Origin of the sequence: Roseateles sp. DAIF2, assembly GCF_015624425.1 — a bacterium.
GTDB lineage: Bacteria > Pseudomonadota > Gammaproteobacteria > Burkholderiales > Burkholderiaceae_C > Kinneretia.
In genome coordinates this window covers 3,695,857-3,713,564 of sequence record NZ_CP049919.1, presented here as the reverse complement: position 1 = coordinate 3,713,564, position 17,708 = coordinate 3,695,857, and the positions used below count along the sequence as shown (strand labels likewise).

The following is a 17,708-nucleotide window of genomic DNA, read 5'->3' as shown; positions in this document are numbered from 1 at the left end:
TTCTAGAAAAACTCTGGGAAATTCGGCAGCCTTTGCTGCGCGGCCTTGGGCACAGTGTCGGCATGAACGCATTCGCCGAACCGCAGCTCCTGGACCTTCCTCCCGCCCGGCAACCCCGCAACGGCGCCGAGGCCCTGATCGCGACCCTGCTGGCGCTGGGCGTGGACACCGTGTTCGGCTATCCCGGCGGCGCGGTGCTGCCGCTCTACGACGCGCTGTACGCCGAGCCGCGCCTGCGCCACGTGCTGGTGCGCCACGAGCAGGCGGCCGTGCATGCGGCCCAGGGCTATGCACGCACGACCGGCAAGGTCGGCGTGGTCTTCGTCACCTCGGGCCCGGGCATGAGCAACACCACCACCGGCCTGCTCGACGCGCTGTGCGACTCGATCCCGGTGCTGTGCATCAGCGGCCAGGTGGCGACCACGGCGATCGGCACCGACGCCTTCCAGGAATGCGATGCGCTGGGCATCTCGAAGCCGGTGACCAAATGGAATGTGCAGGTGCGCGCGGTGGCCGAGGTTGCGCCGCGCCTGGCCGAGGCGCATCGCCGCGCCGCCGAGGGCCGGCCCGGGCCGGTGCTGCTGGACTTCCCGAAGGATGTGCAGCTGGCGCCGCTGGCTGAGCCCTGGGCGCCGCCCGCGGCGCAGCCGCGCGCGGCGATCGAGCCGCCGGCCGAGCGGGTGGCGGCCGCGCTGGCCCTGCTGGCCGCGGCGCGGCGGCCGGTGTTCTACGGCGGCGGCGGGCTGATCAATGCCGGGCCGGCGGCCTGTGCCGATTTCGCGCGCTTGCTGCGGGCCTGCGGCGCGCCCTGCACCCTGACCCTGATGGGCCTGGGCGCCTATCCGGCCGACGATCCGCTGTTCCTGGGCATGCTGGGCATGCATGGCAGCCTGGAGGCGAACCTGGCGATGCATGAGGCGGACCTGGTGGTCTGCGTCGGCGCGCGCTTCGACGACCGGGTGACCGGTCGGCTGGACGGCTTCTGCCCCTCGGCCCAGGTGATCCATCTCGACATCGATCCGCGCTCGATCGGCAAGGTGGTGGCGACCGCGGTGGGCCTGCCGGGCGACTGCGGTGCCAGCCTGCGCGCGCTGCTGCGCGGCTGGCGCGGCGGCCAGGATCTGGAGGCCTGGTGGGCGCGCATCGAGGGCTGGCGCGCCGCACGCTCGCTGGATTTCGAGGACCGGGCCGACGTGATCCTGCCGCAGGTCCTGCTGCGGGCGCTGGACGTGCGCCTGGCCGGCCGCGACGCGATCGCCGCCACCGATGTGGGCCAGCACCAGATGTGGGCCGCCCAGCATCTGCGCCAGCGCCGGCCGGGCCGCTGGCTCAGCTCGGGCGGGGCGGGCACGATGGGCTATGGCCTGCCGGCGGCGATCGGCGCCCAGATCGCGCATCCCGAGGCCCTGGTCGTCTGCGTCAGCGGCGATGCCTCGGTGCTGATGAACATCCAGGAGCTGTCCACCGCGGCCCAGCACCGCACGCCGGTCAAGCTGGTGCTGTGCAACAACGGCCGTATGGGCATGGTGCGGCAATGGCAGCAGCTGATCCACGGCAACCGGCTCAGTCACAGCTACACCGAGGCACTGCCGGACTTTGTTGCGCTGGCGCGTGCCTTCGGCTGGGCTTCGCGTCGGGTCGAGCGGCGCGAGGAGCTGGAGGGCGCGTTGGCGGAGTGCCTGGATAGTGAGGGGCCGTTCTTCCTGGATGTGGTGGTCGCGGCCGAGGAGAACTGTTTTCCGATGATGCCGGCCGGCGCCGCGCACAGCGAGATCTGGCTCGGGGCAGGGCGGCGCTACGACTACCGGCCGGCCTGAAATGACAAAAGGCACCCGAGGGTGCCTTTTTCGTGGGTCAAGCCGGAGGGCTTATGCCTGCCGCCCTGCATGGCGGCAGTCCTTCGTTCGGCGTCGGACAAGCCATTGGGCTTGTCCTCGGTCCGAACTCAGACGCGCTTGCGGTACTCGTGCGTACGGGTATCGATTTCGATCTTGTCGCCGTTTTCGACGAACAGCGGCACGGGGATCTCGAAGCCGGTGCCCTTCAGGCGGGCGGGCTTCATGACCTTGCCCGAGGTGTCGCCCTTGACGGCCGGCTCGGTTTCGATCTCGCGCACCACGCTGGTGGGCAGTTCGACCGAGATGGCCTTGCCGTCGTAGAAGGTCACTTCCACGGGCATGCTGTCTTCCAGGTAGGACAGGGCGTCACCCATGTTCTCGGACTCGACCTCGTACTGGTTGTACTCGGTGTCCATGAACACATACATTGGGTCGGCGAAGTAGGTGTAGGTGCAGGCCTTCTTGTCCAGAATGATCTGGTCCATCTTGTCGTCGGCCTTGAAGACGGTTTCCGTACCTGCGCCGTTCAGCAGGTTCTTCATCTTCATGCGCACGGTCGCCGCGCCGCGGCCGCCGCGGCTGTATTCGGTCTTCAGCACGACCATCGGGTCCTTGCCCTGCATGATCACGTTGCCGGCGCGGATTTCTTGAGCGATCTTCATAGAGGTTCCGAGTCTGGTGGGATGGTGGGGTCCGCATGCCCCGCATGCGATAAAGACCCTAGCGCGCGCCCTGTCCCTGTATACCTAACGGTCAAATTTACCCGGCGCGGCAAAGCCCGTCATTCTAGCCGTTTTTGGCGATGAAATGCCGCAGCTGCGCCAGCAGATCGGCTTCCCCTGCCAACTGCACACGCCAGGCACGGGCCTGGATCGCGGCCGCGGCGGCGTCCGGCAGGACGATTTCTCCGCCCTCCGCCAGGCCGTTCCAGGCCCGCCACAGGCGCCGCGAGGCCGCCGCCAGCGCCGGCTCGGCGCCGGCCAGCCAGCGGTCCATGAAGGCCTCCAGCTTCGGGCCATGGGCGCCGTCATGCTGCGGGTAGATCTGCCAGACGAAGGGCCGGCCGGCCCATTGGGCGCGCACGAAGGAATCCTCGCCGCGCACGAAGTTCAGCTCGCAGGCCCACAGCAGCCGGTCGTAGTCGTCCTGGCTCAGGTAGGGCAGGGGCTGCCAGCGCAGCGCCGGCGGCAGCGGCAGGTCCGACAGCGCCTGCTGGGCCGCGCCGGGGCAGGCCAGCAGCAGGGTGGGGCGCTCGCCCAGCGCCTCGAGCAGCCGCGGCAGGGCCGCATTGGCATAGGCAAACAGGCTGACCAGGCGCTCGGCGGGGCGGGGGGTGATGCCCTGGGCGCGCAGCCAGGCCGGCGCGTCCAAGGCCTCGGCCGCCTCGATCAGCCCCGGCTCGCGCAGCAGCCCGCCGGTGCGCGGCGTGAAGCCGGGGTAGAAGAAGAACTTCTTCAGCCCGCGGCCCGGGCCGCTGAACTGCGGCGAGGCTAGGCCATGGCTGCGCTCGACATAGTCCTCGGCGCTCAGGTATTCCAGATTGATCCAGGCCGGCGCGGGCTGGCGCGCGGCCATGCGGGCGATGAAGGGCTCGGGCAGCTCGCAGCCGAAGGCCTCGATCACGACCTCGCCGCAGTCCGCGGCGTTGTTCGCGGCCTCCCAGGGCAACACCTCGATACCTTGCGGCGCGCCGCCCGGCGCCATCCAGGCCAGGGCGGCGGCATCATCCACCCACAGCCGCACGGCCAGGCCCGCCGTGGCCAGCTGGCGCGCCAGGCGCCAGCACACGCCGAGGTCGCCATGGTTGTCGATCACCCGGCAGAACAGGTCCCAGGTCTGCTGCTTCACTACTGTCATCCGATGAATTATCTGGCGGCACAATCCCGCCCCATGCAAGCCAGCAGCGTTCCGCCCGCCACCGATCCGACCGACACCGCGCAACTCGGCGCCCAGCAGCAAGCCCAATGGGCCGAGGAGCGCGCGCAGATCGAGGCGGCCGAGGCGCAGCGCGTGGCCGAGGTGGAGGCGGCGGCGCGCGCGGTGCGTGACAAACTGCTGGCCGAGGTGGCGGCGCTGCCGGGGCTGCCGGGCGTCTACCGCTACTTCGACGCGCAGGACCAGGTGCTGTATGTCGGCAAGGCCAAAAGCCTGAAGAAGCGCGTCTCCAGCTATTTCCAGAAGGACCATGGCGGCACCCGCATCGGCCTGATGGTGGCGCGCATCGCGCGGCTCGAGACCACGGTGGTGCGCACCGAGGCCGAGGCCCTGCTGCTGGAGAACAACCTGATCAAGGCGTTGAACCCCAAGTTCAACATCCTGTTCCGCGACGACAAGAGCTATCCCTATCTGCGCCTCTCGGGCCATGCCTGGCCGCGGGTCAGCTACTACCGCGGCGCGGTCGACAAGCGGCACCGCTACTTCGGCCCCTTCCCGAGCGCCTGGGCGGTGAAGGAGTCGATCCAGCTGATCCAGAAGGTGTTCCGCCTGCGCACCTGCGAGGACACGGTCTTCAACAACCGCAGCCGGCCCTGCCTGCTGTACCAGATCCGGCGCTGCTCCGGCCCCTGCGTGCCCGAGGGGCAGACCGAGGAATACCGGCGCGATGTCAGCAATGCCGAACGCTTCCTGCTGGGCGAGACCCAGGAGGTGATGGATGGCCTGCAGGCGCTGATGATGTCGCATGCCGAGAAGTTCGAGTACGAGTTGGCGGCCGAGGTGCGCAACCAGATCCAGTCGCTGGCCAAGGTGCTGCAGCAGCAGGCGGTGGACGAGAACAGCGCCACCGGGCGCGACCGCGATGTCGACATCCTGGCCGTCAAGGTGCAGGGCGGCCGCGCCTGCGTCAACCTGGCGATGGTGCGCGGCGGCCGGCATCTGGGCGACCGCGCCTACTTCCCCAAGCATGTGGAGGAGGCCACCGCGGTGCGGCTGGCCGATGTGGAGGACGAGGGCAATGAGGGTGATGAGGGCGCTGAGGCACCGCGCAGCTCGCCCGAGCGCCAGGTGCTGGAGGCTTTCATGGCCCAGCATTACCTGGATGCGCAGGTGCCCTCGCTGATCGTCGTCAGCGAGCCGGTCGACGAGGGCCTGGCCGAGGCGCTGACCGCCCAGGCCGGCTACAAGATCACGACCCAGGCCCAGCCGCGCGGCCAGCGTCGCATCTGGCAGGAGATGTGCGTCAAGGGGGCCGAGCTGGCGCTGGCGCGTCTGCTGTCCGAGGAGGGCTCGCAGCAGGCCCGCACCCAGGCGCTCTTGGACGCGCTGGACCTCAGCGTGGCCGAGCCGGATGCTTTCCGCGTCGAGTGTTTCGACATCAGCCACACGGCCGGCGAGGCGACGATGGCCTCCTGCGTGGTGTTCGAAGGGCATCAGATGCAGAGCAGCCAGTACCGGCGCTACAACATCGAGGGCATCACCGGCGGCGACGACTATGCGGCGATGCGCCAGGTGCTGACGCGCCGCTACAGCAAGCTGGCCGAGGCGGCGCAGCTCGGCACCGGCCGGCTGCCGGATCTGGTGCTGGTGGACGGCGGCAAGGGCCAGGTCGCGATGGCGCGCGAGGTGTTCGAGGAGCTGGGCCTGGACCTGTCGCTGATCGTCGGCGTCGAGAAGGGCGAGGGCCGCAAGGTCGGCCTGGAGGAGCTGGTGTTCGCCGACGGGCGCGAGAAGGTCTATCTCGGCCGCGACTCGGCCGCGCTGATGCTGGTGGCGCAGATCCGCGACGAGGCGCACCGCTTCGCGATCACCGGCATGCGCGCCAAGCGCGCCTCGGCCCGCACCGGCGGCTCCAGGCTGGAGGATGTGCCGGGCGTCGGGCCGAAGAAGCGCGCCCAGCTGCTGCAGCGCTTCGGTGGTGTCCGCGGCGTGGCCGCCGCCAGCGTTGATGAGTTGTGCAGCGTCAAGGGCATCTCGCGCGAGCTGGCTGAAGAAATTTACCGCGCGCTGCACTGAGCGGCGCGCATGAAGAATGTTTGAGACTCAGGAAAGAAGATCCCCGTGACCCGTTTCGAGACCACCCTCGGCCGCCTGGCCACCTGGCTCAGCCTCGGCGCCCTGGCGGCGCTGGCCGGCTGTTCGGTGCCGCGCCCCGGCGCGCAGGGGCCGACGGCCCAGCCCGCGCCCAGCCCGACCCAGCCCTCCGGCGAGGGGGCGCGACCCGGCGCGCCGGCGCCCGAGCCGGCGCAGCCCAAGCTGGGGCCACCGCGGCCGGTGCGCAATGCGCTGGAGCTGCGGGTGCAGGCGGCCGAGCGCCTGGTCGCGGCCAACCCGGGCCGGGTCTATCTGGGCGAGGTGCCGGAGCCGCTGCTGGCGATTCCGGTGCTGGAGGTCGAGCTGCATGCCAACGGCAGCATCAAGCACATCCATGTGCTGCGCTACCCCGGCCAGGCGCGCGACACGGTGCAGCTGGCGATCGACGCGTTGCACCGCGCCGCGCCCTTCGGCGATGTGTCGCGCATGCCCAAGCCCTGGAAGTTCAGCGAGACCTTCCTGTTCAACGACCAGCGCCATTTCAAGCCGCGCACGCTGGACCAGTGAGGCCGGGCGCCACACCGGCGTTGGCATGAAAGCGACATCGCCTGGAGAGGCTCCAGGCTCGGGCACAATGCCCGCATGTTTTTCACCCTGCCAACCCTGCTGACCTGGGCCCGCATCGTCGCGATTCCGCTGATCGTCGGGGTGTTCTATCTGGAACTGGCGCCGGCGCATCAGAATCTGTTCGCCACCGTGCTGTTCATCCTGGTGGCGCTGACCGACTGGCTGGACGGCTATCTGGCGCGCAAGCTGAACCAGACCTCCTCCTTCGGCGCCTTCCTCGATCCGGTGGCCGACAAGTTCCTGGTCTGCGCGGCGCTGCTGGTGCTGCTGGAGCTGGGGCGGGTCAATGCGCTGGTGGCCTTCGTGATCGTCGGACGCGAGATCGCGATCTCGGCGCTGCGTGAATGGATGGCGCAGATCGGCGCCTCGCGCAGCGTCGCGGTGCACATGGTCGGCAAGCTGAAGACCACCGCACAGATGGTGGCGATTCCCTTCCTGCTGTTCGACGGCCGCCTGTTCGGCCTGATCGACACCCGGCTGTGGGGCACCTGGCTGCTGTACGCGGCGGTGGTGCTGACCATCTGGTCGATGGTGTACTACCTGCAGAAAGCGCTGCCCGAGATCCGCGCCAAGGCCAAGTGAGCGCGCCCGCCGGTGCGGCGCCGGCGCGCTGGGTGGCGCTGATGCCGGCGCTGTTCGTCGCGATCTGGTGCACCGGTTTCGTGGCGGCCCGGCTGGGCATGCCGCATGCGCCGCCGATCGGCTTCCTGGCCCTGCGCTTCGCGATCTCCAGCGCCTGCTTCGGCCTCTGGGTCTGGCTGGCCGGCGCCGCCTGGCCGACCGAGCCGCGCCAATGGCTGCATCTGGCGGTGCTGGGCTTCACCACCCATGCGCTCTATCTGATCGGCGGCTGGGCCGCGGTCAAGCAGGGCATGGGCGCCGGCACGATGGCCCTGATCGCCGGGCTGCAGCCGCTGCTGACCGCGCTGTGGCTGAACAAGCGCGGCGAGCCGCTGCGCGGCCTGCAATGGTGGGGCTTGCTGCTGGGCTTTGCCGGGCTGGTGCTGGTGGTCGGCGGCAAGCTCGGCGCGGGCGGGTTGAACGCGGCGAATCTGGCGCTGGCCTGCGCCGCGCTGGCGGCGATCACGGTCGGCGCGCTGTATCAGAAGCGCTTCGTCAAGCCCTGCGATGCGCGCAGCGCGCTGCTGATCCAGCTGCTGGCCGCGACCCTGCTGAGCGCGCCGCTGGCCTGGGGGCTGGAGCATGAGCCCATGGTCTGGCACCGCGACCTGATGCTCGCGCTGGCCTGGTCGGTGCTGGTGCTGACCCTGGGCGGCAGCTCGCTGCTCTACCTGCTCTTGCAGCGCGGCGCGGCGACGCGCGTGACCAGCCTGATGTACCTGACCCCGCCCTGTGCGGCGCTGCTGGCCTGGCTGCTGTTCGGCGAGCCGGTTGGGCCGCTGGCCTGGTGCGGCATGGGGCTCAGCGCGCTGGGCGTGTTCTGGGTGGTGCGGCGCGCATGAAGCGACGGGGGTTGAAATCGCCCGGCGCGGGCGACCGGCGAGCCCCGTCTTTGTATCGGGACTTGTCCCTGCTCAGCGGGCGCTGCGAATACGTCTAGAATCCGCTTCCCCGAGCCCAATGCCATCACGGCGCGGAACGCCAAGCGAGCCATCTCCAAATCCTTTTGAGGGGGTTATTTGTGAACAAGTCCGAACTGATCGAGCACATCGCCAAGCAGGCCGATATTTCCAAGGCCGCCGCCGGGCGTGCGCTGGAGGCGCTGATTGGCGGCGTCAAGACGACGCTGAAGAAGAGTGGCAGCGTGTCCCTGGTGGGTTTCGGAACGTTCAGCGTCAGCAAGCGCGCGGCTCGCAGCGGCCGCAACCCCCGCACCGGCGACACGATCAAGATCAAGGCCGCCAAGGTGCCGAAGTTCCGCCCCGGCAAGGCGCTCAAGGACGCGGTCAACTAAGGCTTGCGTCTTCCTACCGGTTTCGACCGGGTGCTTAGCTCAGTTGGTAGAGCGGCTCCCTTACACGGAGTAGGTCAGCGGTTCGAGCCCGTTAGCACCCACCATACCTGGCTAGAATGCCAGCACGCAAAGGCGAACCGCGAGTTCGCCTTTGTCGTGTTTGAGCGCGGCGCCGTCCGGCGCGTCGCGGCCCCATCTGAGGTTCTCGATGTTTGATTTCGTTCGCAAGCACAATCGCCTGTTCCAGCTCATCCTGCTGATCCTGATCCTGCCCGCCTTCGTGCTGGTCGGCGTCGAGGGCTACAGCAGTTTCATCGATGGCAGCAACAAGGGTGTGGCCACGGTCGACGGCCGCAAGATCACCCAGGCCGAGTGGGATGCCGCGCATCGCAACCAGGTGGAGCGCATGCGCTCGCAGATGCCGAACCTGGATGCCAAGCTGCTGGACTCGCCGGAGGTGAAGCGCGAGGCCCTGGACCAGCTGGTGCGCGAGCGCGTGATGCTCGCCGCCGCCAACGGCCAGCACCTGACGATCAGCGACGAGCGACTGCAGCAGCTGTTCCGCGCCGATCCGCAGTTCGCCTTCCTGCGCAACCCGGACGGCACCGTCAACAAGAACATGCTGCAGGCCCAGGGCATGAGCTCGGAGATGTTCGCGCAGCGCCTGCGGCAAGACCTGACCCTGCGCCAGGTGATGCTGGGCGTGGCCGGCACCGCGGTGGCCAGCAAGGCCAACGCCGCGGCCGCCTTCGACGCGCTGCTGCAGCAGCGCGAGTTGCAGCTGCAGGTCTTCGATGCCAAGAACTTCCTGGCCCAGGTGAACCCGAGCGATGCGGAGGTCGAGGCCTTCTACAAGGAGCCCGCCAACAGCGCGCGCTTCCAGCTGCCCGAGACCGCGCAGATCGAGTACCTGGTGCTGGACCTGGAGTCGCTGAAGGGCGGCGTCACGGTCAGCGACGAGGACCTGAAGAAGTACTACGAGGAAAACCAGTCGCGCTACACGGTCGCCGAGGAGCGCCGCGCCAGCCATATCCTGATCAAGGCCGACAAGGACGCGCCGGCCGCCGACAAGAGCAAGGCCAAGGCCCGCGCCGACGAGCTGCTGGCCGAGGCGCGCAAGAACCCGGCCGGCTTCGCCGAGCTGGCCAAGAAGAACTCGCAGGACGAAGGCTCGGCCACCCGCGGCGGCGACCTGGACTTCTTCCCGCGCGGCGCGATGGTCAAGCCCTTCGAGGACGCGGCCTATGCGCTGAAGCAGGGCGAGATCAGCAATGTGGTCGAGTCCGACTTCGGCTATCACATCATCCAACTGACCGGCGTGCGCGGCGGCGAAAAGAAGAGCTTCGACGCGGTGCGCGCCGAGCTGGATCAGGAGGTGCGCAAGCAGCTGGCCCAGAAGCGCTACTCCGAGGCCGCCGAGCAGTTCAGCAATATGGTCTACGAGCAGTCCGACAGCCTGAAGCCGGCCGCCGACAAGCTCAAGCTGACGATCCAGACCGCCGTCGTGCAGCGCCAGGCCGCACCCGGCGCGACCGGCCCGCTGGCCTCGGCCAAGCTGCTGGAGGCGGTGTTCGGCAACGACGCGCTGCGCAACAAGCGCAACACCGAGGCGGTCGAGACCAGCCCCAACCAGATCGCGTCCGCCCGCGTCGTGCAGCACAACCCGAGCCGCCTGCCGGCCCTGGCCGACGTGAAGGCGCAGGTGCGCGCCCAGCTGATGCAAAAGCTCGCCGGCGAGGCCGCCATCAAGCAGGGCAAGGAGCGCCTGGCCGCGCTGCAGAAGAGCGGCGACGCCGCGGGCCTGGAGGCGCCGCTGGTGGTGTCGCGCGCCAAGCCAGCCAATCTGCCGCCCAAGGTGCTGAACGAGCTGCTGCGCGCCGATGTCGCGAAGCTGCCGTCCTATGTCGGCGTCGACAGCGGCGAAGGCCTGTATGTCGTGGCCCGCATCAACAAGCTGCTGCCGCGCGATCCGGCCGTGATCGACGAGGCGCGTGCGACCCAGCAGTACGCCCAGGCCTGGGCCGCGGCCGAGTCGATGGCCTACTACAACGCACTGAAGACGCATTACAAGACCAAGATCACCGCGCCCGCCAGCGCGGCGGCATCGGGCGTCGCGCCCTGATCGGCGCGCGTGGCCGAGAGGGTAGGCAGAACTTTTTAAGCGCAAATTGCAGAAATCTCTTTGCAGCGCTTAAATTCTGTTTATAATCATAGGCTCTGCGGTGGCTATAGCTCAGTTGGTAGAGTCCCAGATTGTGATTCTGGTTGTCGTGGGTTCGAGTCCCATTAGCCACCCCAAAACATAAAGGGCCGGTGTCGAAAGACACCGGCCCTTTTCCTTTTTGGCTTGCTTGAGTTTGGCGTTGCGGTGTTCTCAAGGGCGCAGGCATTGCAGCTGGTTGCTGCCGTAGGCGACGCATTGCAGGGCGCCGCATTGACAGTTCGAGATCGGCGCATAGCTCGAGCCGCCGATCTTCAGCTCGCTGACCGTGCATTGGCAGGCCGCCGGGGCTCCCAGCGGAGCCGGCTGTGCCTGCGCGGGCGCCGGGCGCAGCAGCCAGGCGCCGGCGGCTGCTAGCAGGGCGAGGCCGGCGCCGGCAGCGGCTAGCTTGGTGACGAGGGTGGTGGTGAATGCAAAAGAGGGCATGGCAGGCGCTCCGTGGTGGGTGGCAAGGCCTGCCCAGCATAAAGCGCCCGGGCCCAACGTACGCCCCAAGCAAAAGGCCCGCGGCGAGCGATCGCGGCGGGCCTTGTTGGGCGAGATTTAGCGTCAGGGTCTCAGACCAGGCCCTGCTTGCTGGCCAGCACCGCGGCCTCGGCGCGGCTCGAGACATTGAGCTTCTTGTAGATCGACTTGATGTGGTCGTTGACGGTGAACCACTTGATGCCCATCAGGTTCGCGATTCTTGTTTGGAATCAACAGCTTGGCGGCATCGATGGCGCCCGGAAATTGACCGCAGAAGGCTGTTTTTGGCGCTTGTGCCACCAATGTTCCAACGACTTGATCGAGAAGGAACATTGGCATGGCATCAATCGTCGAACGGGGAGGGAGATTCCTCGCGCGCGTCCGCGTCCAGGGCGCCCCGGCGGTCTCCAAGACGTTTCAGCGGCGCAGCGATGCGGAGCGCTGGGGGCGCAAGACTCAGGCGGAGCTTGAAGCGGGCCTATGGGTGCCCGAGAAAGCGCCTGCACCGACCCTCCGGGAAGCAGTCCAGGAGTACCGTAAGACCGTTGGGGCGAAGCTGCGTGGGGCGCCGTACTACGAACGGCATTGGGACGCCTACGAGGCACTCCCGTGGGCCACCAAGGCCATCGACCACGTTACCCCGCATGACCTGGCTACATGGCGCGATGGCCTCCTGGAGCGCGGCCTGAGTGCGGGGACCGTCCGCAAGGACATCACGCTGTTGTCTTGCGTGTTCACCTATGCGGTGAAGCAGCGACAGTGGCTCGACCGCAACCCTACCAGCCTAATCGTGTGGCCGAAGCCGGCGCCTGCGAGGACCCGAGTGGTGTCGGACGACGAAATGCGCTACCTGCTGGCCGCAGCCGACCGTAGCAAGGCGGTGTGGATTAGGCCCGCTATCGTGCTGCTTGCGCGCAGTGCTATGAGGCGAGGCGAACTGTTCGGCCTGCGGCGTTGCGACGTGGACCTTGAGGCCCGGGTGGCGCACCTCAGCGTGACCAAGAACGGCAGCGCTCGTGATGTCCCGTTGTGCCCGGTTTCGGTCGAGGCGCTACGCCGTCTGCTGGTGCTGGCGCCGAAGGAAGACGATGCGCAGTTGCTTCCGCTGAACTCGGCGGTGTACGTCAGCATCCGATTCATTGCCACGGTGAAGCGGGCGCGAGCAATGTACGAAGACGATTGCAAGACTGAGGGGATTGAGCCTGACGAGTCCTTCGCGGTGGACTTGCCGCTGCATGCGTTGCGACACACGGCCGCGACGTTTTGGGCCTCGTCCGGGCAACTCGGCGTTCAGCAACTCCAGGCCATAACGGGCCACAAGAGCTTGTCTATGCTGAGTCGGTACACCCATCTCTCGGCCTCACAACTCGCGCAGCGCCTTGCGTCCTTGGTGCTTCCGGGCTGTAGTGAGGAACTAGGCCGATCTGAGCTGTAGGAGCTGCGACGAGCTGTCGTTGCTGTTTGGTAGTGCCCTTGGCCGGTCGAAAAGGGCTACGGTCGGTCAAGCAAGAGCAGCCGCTTCAAGTCACCACATCAATGACGCGTGCGACAGCTTCCGGGACGGCAGAGACCGCAAACCACTTCATGGACACTGCGTCCGCCTCGTTTTCGATTTCTGCCCGATTGATTTTTAGCTGTTCACGCTGCTTGGGCCCGAGGGTAGGGTCGTCATCGCGGGGCACGGCAGCGATGAGCGCTGCGCTTCCTATTCCTGCAACGTCGCGGGCGCGTTGTAGCTCAAACAGGCGTGCACGTGCGTCACGGACACCTGCTGGCTGTCTTACGGCATTGAGGACCGTGAAGTGCAAGACGGCTTTGGGGCTGAAGTACCCGAATCTAACGATTTGGCCTCCAGGGACTAGCCGCCCGCCTTTGCCAAAGTACATCAGCAAGTCGGGCCTCAAGGCACCTACGCCCCCACGGACCTCCGTACTGAATCGTCGGTTCACGTCTTCCTGTTGAGGTGCATCAGTCTCTTCCAGCTCGTCCAATTTGTCGACACTGGCGAGGCTGCTGTATAGCAGTGCCGCGACATGAAGTAGCTCGGTTAGGGACTTGACCTCGGTCTCCTTCAGTTCGCCGGGATGCAGGCCCATCATGCTGATGCCAACATCACCAATTGTGCTGGCTTGAGCGGCAGCAACGTACGTCTTGAGGGCATGCTCTAAAAGCCGTTGCACGCCTTCTGCTGCTTTGCCATAGAGCCCTTCTAGAACATCGTCGCGAATAAGCCGAGCTGCACCGACTTCTCCTCCGAAGTTGTGGATCAATCCAATCATGAGCCGTTCGCCAGTGCCGGCAACGGGCTCCCAGAACAGCGGTCTCCACGCACAGCGCGGAGGCGCCTTTGTAAGCTCAGGCTGGCTGATTTGCATTGGTCAAAAGGTCCGCTGGCTTCGGAAACCGATCCAGTACACGAGCGGCTAAGTTGTTGAGGCGTGCCGCGACATACGCGGCGTGGTTTCTTCCTTGCAGTGCGGTTGGCATCGCATCGTTTGCCGGTACCAACGGAGAGGCGCTGACGGCCAAGGCTTGGCCCACTGCTGCTCGGCTCACGCGGTCGTGGTCCCCGGCCATGCATGCCATTTCGGCGAGCTTGTTTCTATCTGGATAGCCTTCTGGGTGCTCGCCGAGCGCGAGCGCGTGGTCAATCCACGCTTCTGATTGCCCGTCCCAGAGGATGTTTCCCAGATTCCTATCGCGGTTGTTGATGGCTTCATCAGCCACCACAGCAAGAGGAGTGCTCGGCAGTTGGACGGCGAGCTGCACCGCAATCTGTAGGGCAGCAGCTTTGGCAGGTCCATCAGGGAGCGAGTCCAGGCCGAGCCTCTTTTTGAGATTAGGGTATCCAACGTCAGCGGTGGCGAACGCGGGGCCCGTCGCCTCGTCGATGAGAAATGGTTCAGGAACGGGAAGTCCCCAAGCGGCCAGCACGAGCGCGCCAAACGCCTCTGCGGCAATTTCTCCAACAGGTCCGCGTTTAATGACTGCTGCGCGCCGACTTCCATCAGGCAGGGTAATGACGCAGCGCATAGCTCCGAACTGCCCATCTCCGGCTGGAGTCTCCGATCCGGCAATCACCGTTGCGGTCTGAAGCTGCATTCACCCCCCTTGCCGTGCTGGTCTTGTGCGGCCGATTATGCCTTCGGTGCTAGCGCGCTACACCCAGGTTTGCCAGCGTGTCTGCGCGCTCATTCCCAGGGTCCCCTGCGTGCCCCTTGACCCAGCGCCAAGACACGTCATGCTGCGCTGCAAGTGTGTACAGCCGCTGCCAAAGGGCTAGGTTTTCGACGGTGTCGCCCTTCGCCTTCTTCCATCCCCTAGCGACCCAGCCGGGAAGCCATTCAGTCATCCCTGAAATGAGGAGCTTGCTGTCTGAATGGATGGTCAGCCGGCGCCGTGTGGGAAAGAACTCCAGCGCCTTGATGGCCGCCATCAACTCCATGCGGTTGTTCGTGGTCGCAGCCTCCCCTCCCCACAGCTCTTTGGCCTTCGTGCCGTTGTGCATGTAGACGCCCCAGCCACCCGGGCCGGGGTTGCCCTTGCAGGCGCCGTCTGTGTAGATGGTGACGGGTGGCTTTTCAGTCATGTTGGTGGTCATGGTCAGTTCAGTAGGTAGGTTGGTTGCCTGGTGCGGCTGGTGGCTGCGGTGGCCCGACCACGCGCGCCAAGGGGGCGGCCCAAAGCTCTCCCGCGCGGGACTTGGCCACGCGGACGGTGAGGTGATCCCCGAGGCTCATGTGGACCAGCGCAGGGCGCCGGGTGTAGATGGCGTAGCCTGAGGGCAGGTGACCGATGCAGAGCGCGTGTGCGTGGATGGCCGAGACCAGCGCGACAGCCTGGACGCGGCCGGCGACCGCATCGCCCCAGTCCTCCGGTCGGATGACCTGTGCGGGCGTTGCGGGTCCGAGGCGCAGGCAGCGGCCCGCCGCCGCCCACTGCATACCAGCGGGTAGGGGCCAGCGCAGGTCTCGCGGGACCTCCCAGGGGACCTCCGGGTCCCAGCGATTGCGCCTAGTACCGCTCATCGCAGCGACCTCACGGCATCGGCCATCGTGCGGGCCTCCGTGGCCTCCAGCTTCGGCCGTGACTTCGCGTGATCCCGCAGCAGCATGCCGGCCTCGCCAAAGACGGCCCCAAGGTAGGCATGTAGGCGGAGAACTGCGCGTGGGGGAAGGTCCCGGTACACGCTGCGCATCGACCGGCGCTTGTTGTTCCAGGTCTTGCCGATGGCGAGGTCGTCCAGGCCGCGGACCTTGCGCACGACCTGAAAGCGGAAGGCATCGTCGCTCTTAAAGCGATACGGCTGGTCGGCGGCGTAGACGTACAGCGCCAGCGCAGTTGAGGCGAGATCCTCGAAAGGGACGTTGCTGTCCAGGCGCAGCAGCTCATCGGCAGCCTGGACCTCGTGCCGGTTGCAAGCGACCCCGCGGGCGTAGTCGCCGAGGATGGCCTGCGCATGGCCCAGGCAGCGGCCCCAACGGGCCTTCACGACCTCCCAGAGTGGAGACGCATCGTTGGCCCGCCAGAGGCGCCGGATGGTGTCCCGGTAGGGGCCGAACTCGGTGACCTTGATGCCGGTCTGAAGCGGATGCCCGTGGCGACGAAGGGCCAGGCGGTGGGCGTTGCACTTGTTCGACCGCCCAGAGGTGGGCTGGTCGCAGTGGGGAACGGTGCAGTGGTGTGTCATAGGAATGGAGTGGGTAGGGGTGATTCAGCCGAGTTCCCCGTGTGGGGCTGGCTGAACGTGGTTGCAAAGGGATGGGAGTGAGGTCGGCCGATGGCCTGATGACCCGGAAACAGACCGCATCCCCCCGCACGCACAGGCGCGGAAGCATTCGGCCGTGCCACTGGTTGCCCTTCAGGGGTCAACGGGGCCTGAACCTCGAAGAGGCTCGTTCGATGGCGGTGCCGGTGTGGCTGCGTAGTAAGTCGCCACAAGGATGGAACCCTCTAGGTACTGCGCCCTTAAGGCGGCTGGTCAGTACGGAACCTCATACGCGGGAATGGTTGGGGATGCGCACCAGTCACTGTTTTCGCTCTCTGTCCGCCGATACAGGGCATTCAGCAGTGCAGCGGGGTCGACGTTGGCGGGTCGGCGGCGGTAGCAGTGCACGGCCTGCACACGGCCTTGGCCCAGGACGGCCTGCTTCTTAAAGGTGACGCCGGCCTGGTCCATCTGCCCGAGGATGGTCCGCATGACCTTCTCGGTAGCGAAGCTGGTCCTCGTATTCATCTCAAGCAGGTAACCGAACTGCTCGGCGTGAGCCTGGTTGCCCAGGACGACGCGCATGGCATTCAGGTACTTTTGCGAGCAGCGGACGGCCCCGAAGGTGTCGCTGGCAATCTCTCGGAGCAACTCGTCAGACACCCGTGCGGATAGGCCGTCTCGCAGTCGCCGGCCAGCACTGCCTCGGATGCTGCGGTCGGAGTCCCGGGATGGTTGCTCGCAGTAGTCCCTCCAGGAAGGCAGGCTTGCAAGGAAGGCGTCAACGTCGAAGGATTCGAGGTCGGCGGCGGTGGGCGAAGTGCGGCCAGTGCAGGTGGCCTGGAGGTGCGCTATGGGCTGACAGGGCAGGAACCGCGGCGGAGCGGGGTCACGGCTTGCACCCTGCTGCGTGTCGGTGGGGGTCATCGCGTTTCGGAATCTCCTTGTCGGTTGGGGTTGCTGGTGGGGCGTCGAGGACGCGGATGCGCAATCGCGCAGTCCCGCCTTCTCTAGTAATAGGTGCTGAAGGGGAGGGTTTTGCATGGGGCGTGACGGGAGAGCCCAGTGTTCATGGGGTCTTCCGCTGATTGGCGAGTCCGTGAAAGTGTTCAGTACCTCGGCAGGACAAAGTGGGTCTTCATATACAGGTTCAGCGCGTGTCGCGCCTGAAGATGCGGAGTCGGCCGTTTTCCCAGTGTTAGTGTGGGCTGGCGGCGTGTTGGGTGTCACGCGAAAGTGTTCAATTAATTCCGTACACTGACCGCATGGCGAGTGAACCGAAATCGAAGCGGCCAGGTCGGCCGGCTGGCTCCATGGTTGCCCTTACTGGGAGGGGCTGGCTCAACTTGATGACCGAACTGCGCAGTCCCGTTGGGCCTGTCAACCTGGCGGCGACGGCCAAGAAGTACGGCATCAGCCGAGGGACGTTGCTGAAGTACATCAAGGAAGAGCCGGGCCTGTTCGAAGCCCTCCAGGCGCGACGTATGGAGCAGGGGCGAGGCTATGTGCCGGTGAAGCGCGGTACGCGGAAGACGCGGGTAGCGGCCAAGCAGCGACTGGCCGAGCAGATGGCGCAGCCTCGACCGGGTGTGGAAGACCCACCAATCAATCCGGTTGTCATGCGGAAACTGGATGAGTTCCTCGCGAGCATGGATGTGGATGAACGATTCCAAGCCGAAATGGAAGGCGAGGGGCGAGTGTGCGTTCCGTCATCCGGTACTGAGCGACCAGCTCTGCGCCTCGGGCTATGCGGGCAACCCTGGATGCACCTCTTGGGAAGGCGCTGTGCTTGTGGCTGGGAGCCCGGGGCATAGCTGAGAAGCAAGCGGGCGCTCGTAGCAACAGTGGCTGCCTTTCGGTTCGCTTTCGGTATGCCTTGACGACACCAGCCAGCGCAGCTTCCCAGGGGCGCCAAACTGGTTCCGTTTCCGTAATTGATTTACTCAAACGAAACTTGCATAATGC

At 66.5% G+C, this 17,708-nt stretch carries 17 protein-coding genes, 2 tRNA genes and 1 pseudogene; 11 read left to right on the top strand and 9 right to left on the bottom strand.

From position 1 onward, the window contains the following. Positions 1–62 precede the first annotated feature (62 nt). Entirely contained in the window at positions 63–1,817 is a 1,755-nt protein-coding gene (gene ilvB, locus G8A07_RS17205) for a biosynthetic-type acetolactate synthase large subunit (RefSeq protein WP_195793239.1), read from the top strand. 128 nt (positions 1,818–1,945) lie between these two features. On the opposite strand, the gene efp is transcribed toward ilvB, so the two are convergent. Beyond that, positions 1,946–2,500, bottom strand: coding sequence for an elongation factor P (gene efp, locus G8A07_RS17200; RefSeq protein ID WP_195793238.1), 555 nt, complete (start codon positions 2,498–2,500; stop codon positions 1,946–1,948). Between the two features lie 124 nt (positions 2,501–2,624). Then, the gene (earP, locus tag G8A07_RS17195) at positions 2,625–3,695 is read right to left on the bottom strand and encodes an elongation factor P maturation arginine rhamnosyltransferase EarP (RefSeq protein ID WP_195793237.1); all 1,071 of its coding nucleotides are present in this window, start codon (positions 3,693–3,695) and stop codon (positions 2,625–2,627) included. 33 nt (positions 3,696–3,728) lie between these two features. Here earP and uvrC point away from each other — a divergent pair, with 33 nt between their 5' ends. From uvrC to G8A07_RS17155, 8 genes and pseudogenes are all read left to right on the top strand, one after another. After that, positions 3,729–5,789, top strand: a complete 2,061-nt coding sequence (uvrC, locus tag G8A07_RS17190; protein ID WP_195793236.1) for an excinuclease ABC subunit UvrC — start codon at positions 3,729–3,731, stop codon at positions 5,787–5,789. A gap of 45 nt (positions 5,790–5,834) precedes the next feature. Next, a complete protein-coding gene (locus tag G8A07_RS17185; RefSeq protein WP_195793235.1) occupies positions 5,835–6,374 on the top strand; it encodes a hypothetical protein in 540 nt (179 codons plus the stop codon). A gap of 75 nt (positions 6,375–6,449) precedes the next feature. Then, positions 6,450–7,016 carry a CDP-diacylglycerol--glycerol-3-phosphate 3-phosphatidyltransferase gene (gene pgsA, locus G8A07_RS17180; protein ID WP_195793234.1) on the top strand — a complete coding sequence of 189 codons (567 nt, stop codon included), beginning with the start codon at positions 6,450–6,452 and terminating at the stop codon, positions 7,014–7,016. Further along, a complete protein-coding gene (locus G8A07_RS17175) occupies positions 7,013–7,897 on the top strand; it encodes a DMT family transporter (RefSeq protein WP_371816376.1) in 885 nt (294 codons plus the stop codon). The genes pgsA and G8A07_RS17175 overlap by 4 nt, the downstream gene beginning before the upstream one ends. Before the next feature lie 149 nt (positions 7,898–8,046). After that, positions 8,047–8,349 (top strand): annotated as a pseudogene (locus G8A07_RS17170) (HU family DNA-binding protein); the annotation flags it as partial. Between the two features lie 28 nt (positions 8,350–8,377). Beyond that, a tRNA-Val gene (locus G8A07_RS17165) sits at positions 8,378–8,453 on the top strand. A 104-nt stretch (positions 8,454–8,557) separates the two neighbouring features. Next, the gene (locus G8A07_RS17160; protein ID WP_195793233.1) at positions 8,558–10,471 is read left to right on the top strand and encodes a SurA N-terminal domain-containing protein; all 1,914 of its coding nucleotides are present in this window, start codon (positions 8,558–8,560) and stop codon (positions 10,469–10,471) included. Positions 10,472–10,571: 100 nt separating this feature from the next. After that, positions 10,572–10,647: transfer RNA gene (locus G8A07_RS17155), tRNA-His, on the top strand. A gap of 76 nt (positions 10,648–10,723) precedes the next feature. Here the strand turns inward: G8A07_RS17155 and G8A07_RS17150 are convergent. Both G8A07_RS17150 and G8A07_RS17145 read right to left on the bottom strand, forming a co-directional pair. Then, positions 10,724–10,996 carry a hypothetical protein gene (locus G8A07_RS17150; protein ID WP_195793232.1) on the bottom strand — a complete coding sequence of 91 codons (273 nt, stop codon included), beginning with the start codon at positions 10,994–10,996 and terminating at the stop codon, positions 10,724–10,726. A 131-nt stretch (positions 10,997–11,127) separates the two neighbouring features. Then, entirely contained in the window at positions 11,128–11,241 is a 114-nt protein-coding gene (locus G8A07_RS17145) for a helix-turn-helix transcriptional regulator (protein ID WP_371816375.1), read from the bottom strand. A 131-nt stretch (positions 11,242–11,372) separates the two neighbouring features. Between G8A07_RS17145 and G8A07_RS17140 the strand changes: the two genes are divergently transcribed. Further along, positions 11,373–12,470, top strand: coding sequence for a site-specific integrase (locus tag G8A07_RS17140; RefSeq protein WP_195793231.1), 1,098 nt, complete (start codon positions 11,373–11,375; stop codon positions 12,468–12,470). Between the two features lie 85 nt (positions 12,471–12,555). On the opposite strand, the gene G8A07_RS17135 is transcribed toward G8A07_RS17140, so the two are convergent. From G8A07_RS17135 to G8A07_RS17115, 5 genes are all read right to left on the bottom strand, one after another. Further along, the gene (locus G8A07_RS17135; protein ID WP_195793230.1) at positions 12,556–13,314 is read right to left on the bottom strand and encodes a hypothetical protein; all 759 of its coding nucleotides are present in this window, start codon (positions 13,312–13,314) and stop codon (positions 12,556–12,558) included. A gap of 76 nt (positions 13,315–13,390) precedes the next feature. Continuing rightward, a complete protein-coding gene (locus G8A07_RS17130) occupies positions 13,391–14,137 on the bottom strand; it encodes a hypothetical protein (RefSeq protein ID WP_195793229.1) in 747 nt (248 codons plus the stop codon). Positions 14,138–14,186: 49 nt separating this feature from the next. Then, entirely contained in the window at positions 14,187–14,636 is a 450-nt protein-coding gene (gene rnhA / locus G8A07_RS17125) for a ribonuclease HI (protein ID WP_249937031.1), read from the bottom strand. Between the two features lie 423 nt (positions 14,637–15,059). Continuing rightward, entirely contained in the window at positions 15,060–15,725 is a 666-nt protein-coding gene (locus G8A07_RS17120) for a hypothetical protein (protein ID WP_195793228.1), read from the bottom strand. Positions 15,726–16,016: 291 nt separating this feature from the next. Continuing rightward, positions 16,017–16,670, bottom strand: a complete 654-nt coding sequence (locus G8A07_RS17115) for a hypothetical protein (protein WP_195793227.1) — start codon at positions 16,668–16,670, stop codon at positions 16,017–16,019. Between the two features lie 422 nt (positions 16,671–17,092). Here G8A07_RS17115 and G8A07_RS17110 point away from each other — a divergent pair, with 422 nt between their 5' ends. Next, complete coding sequence (locus G8A07_RS17110) at positions 17,093–17,557, top strand: hypothetical protein (protein ID WP_195793226.1); 465 nt, start codon at positions 17,093–17,095, stop codon at positions 17,555–17,557. Positions 17,558–17,708: the final 151 nt, after the last annotated feature.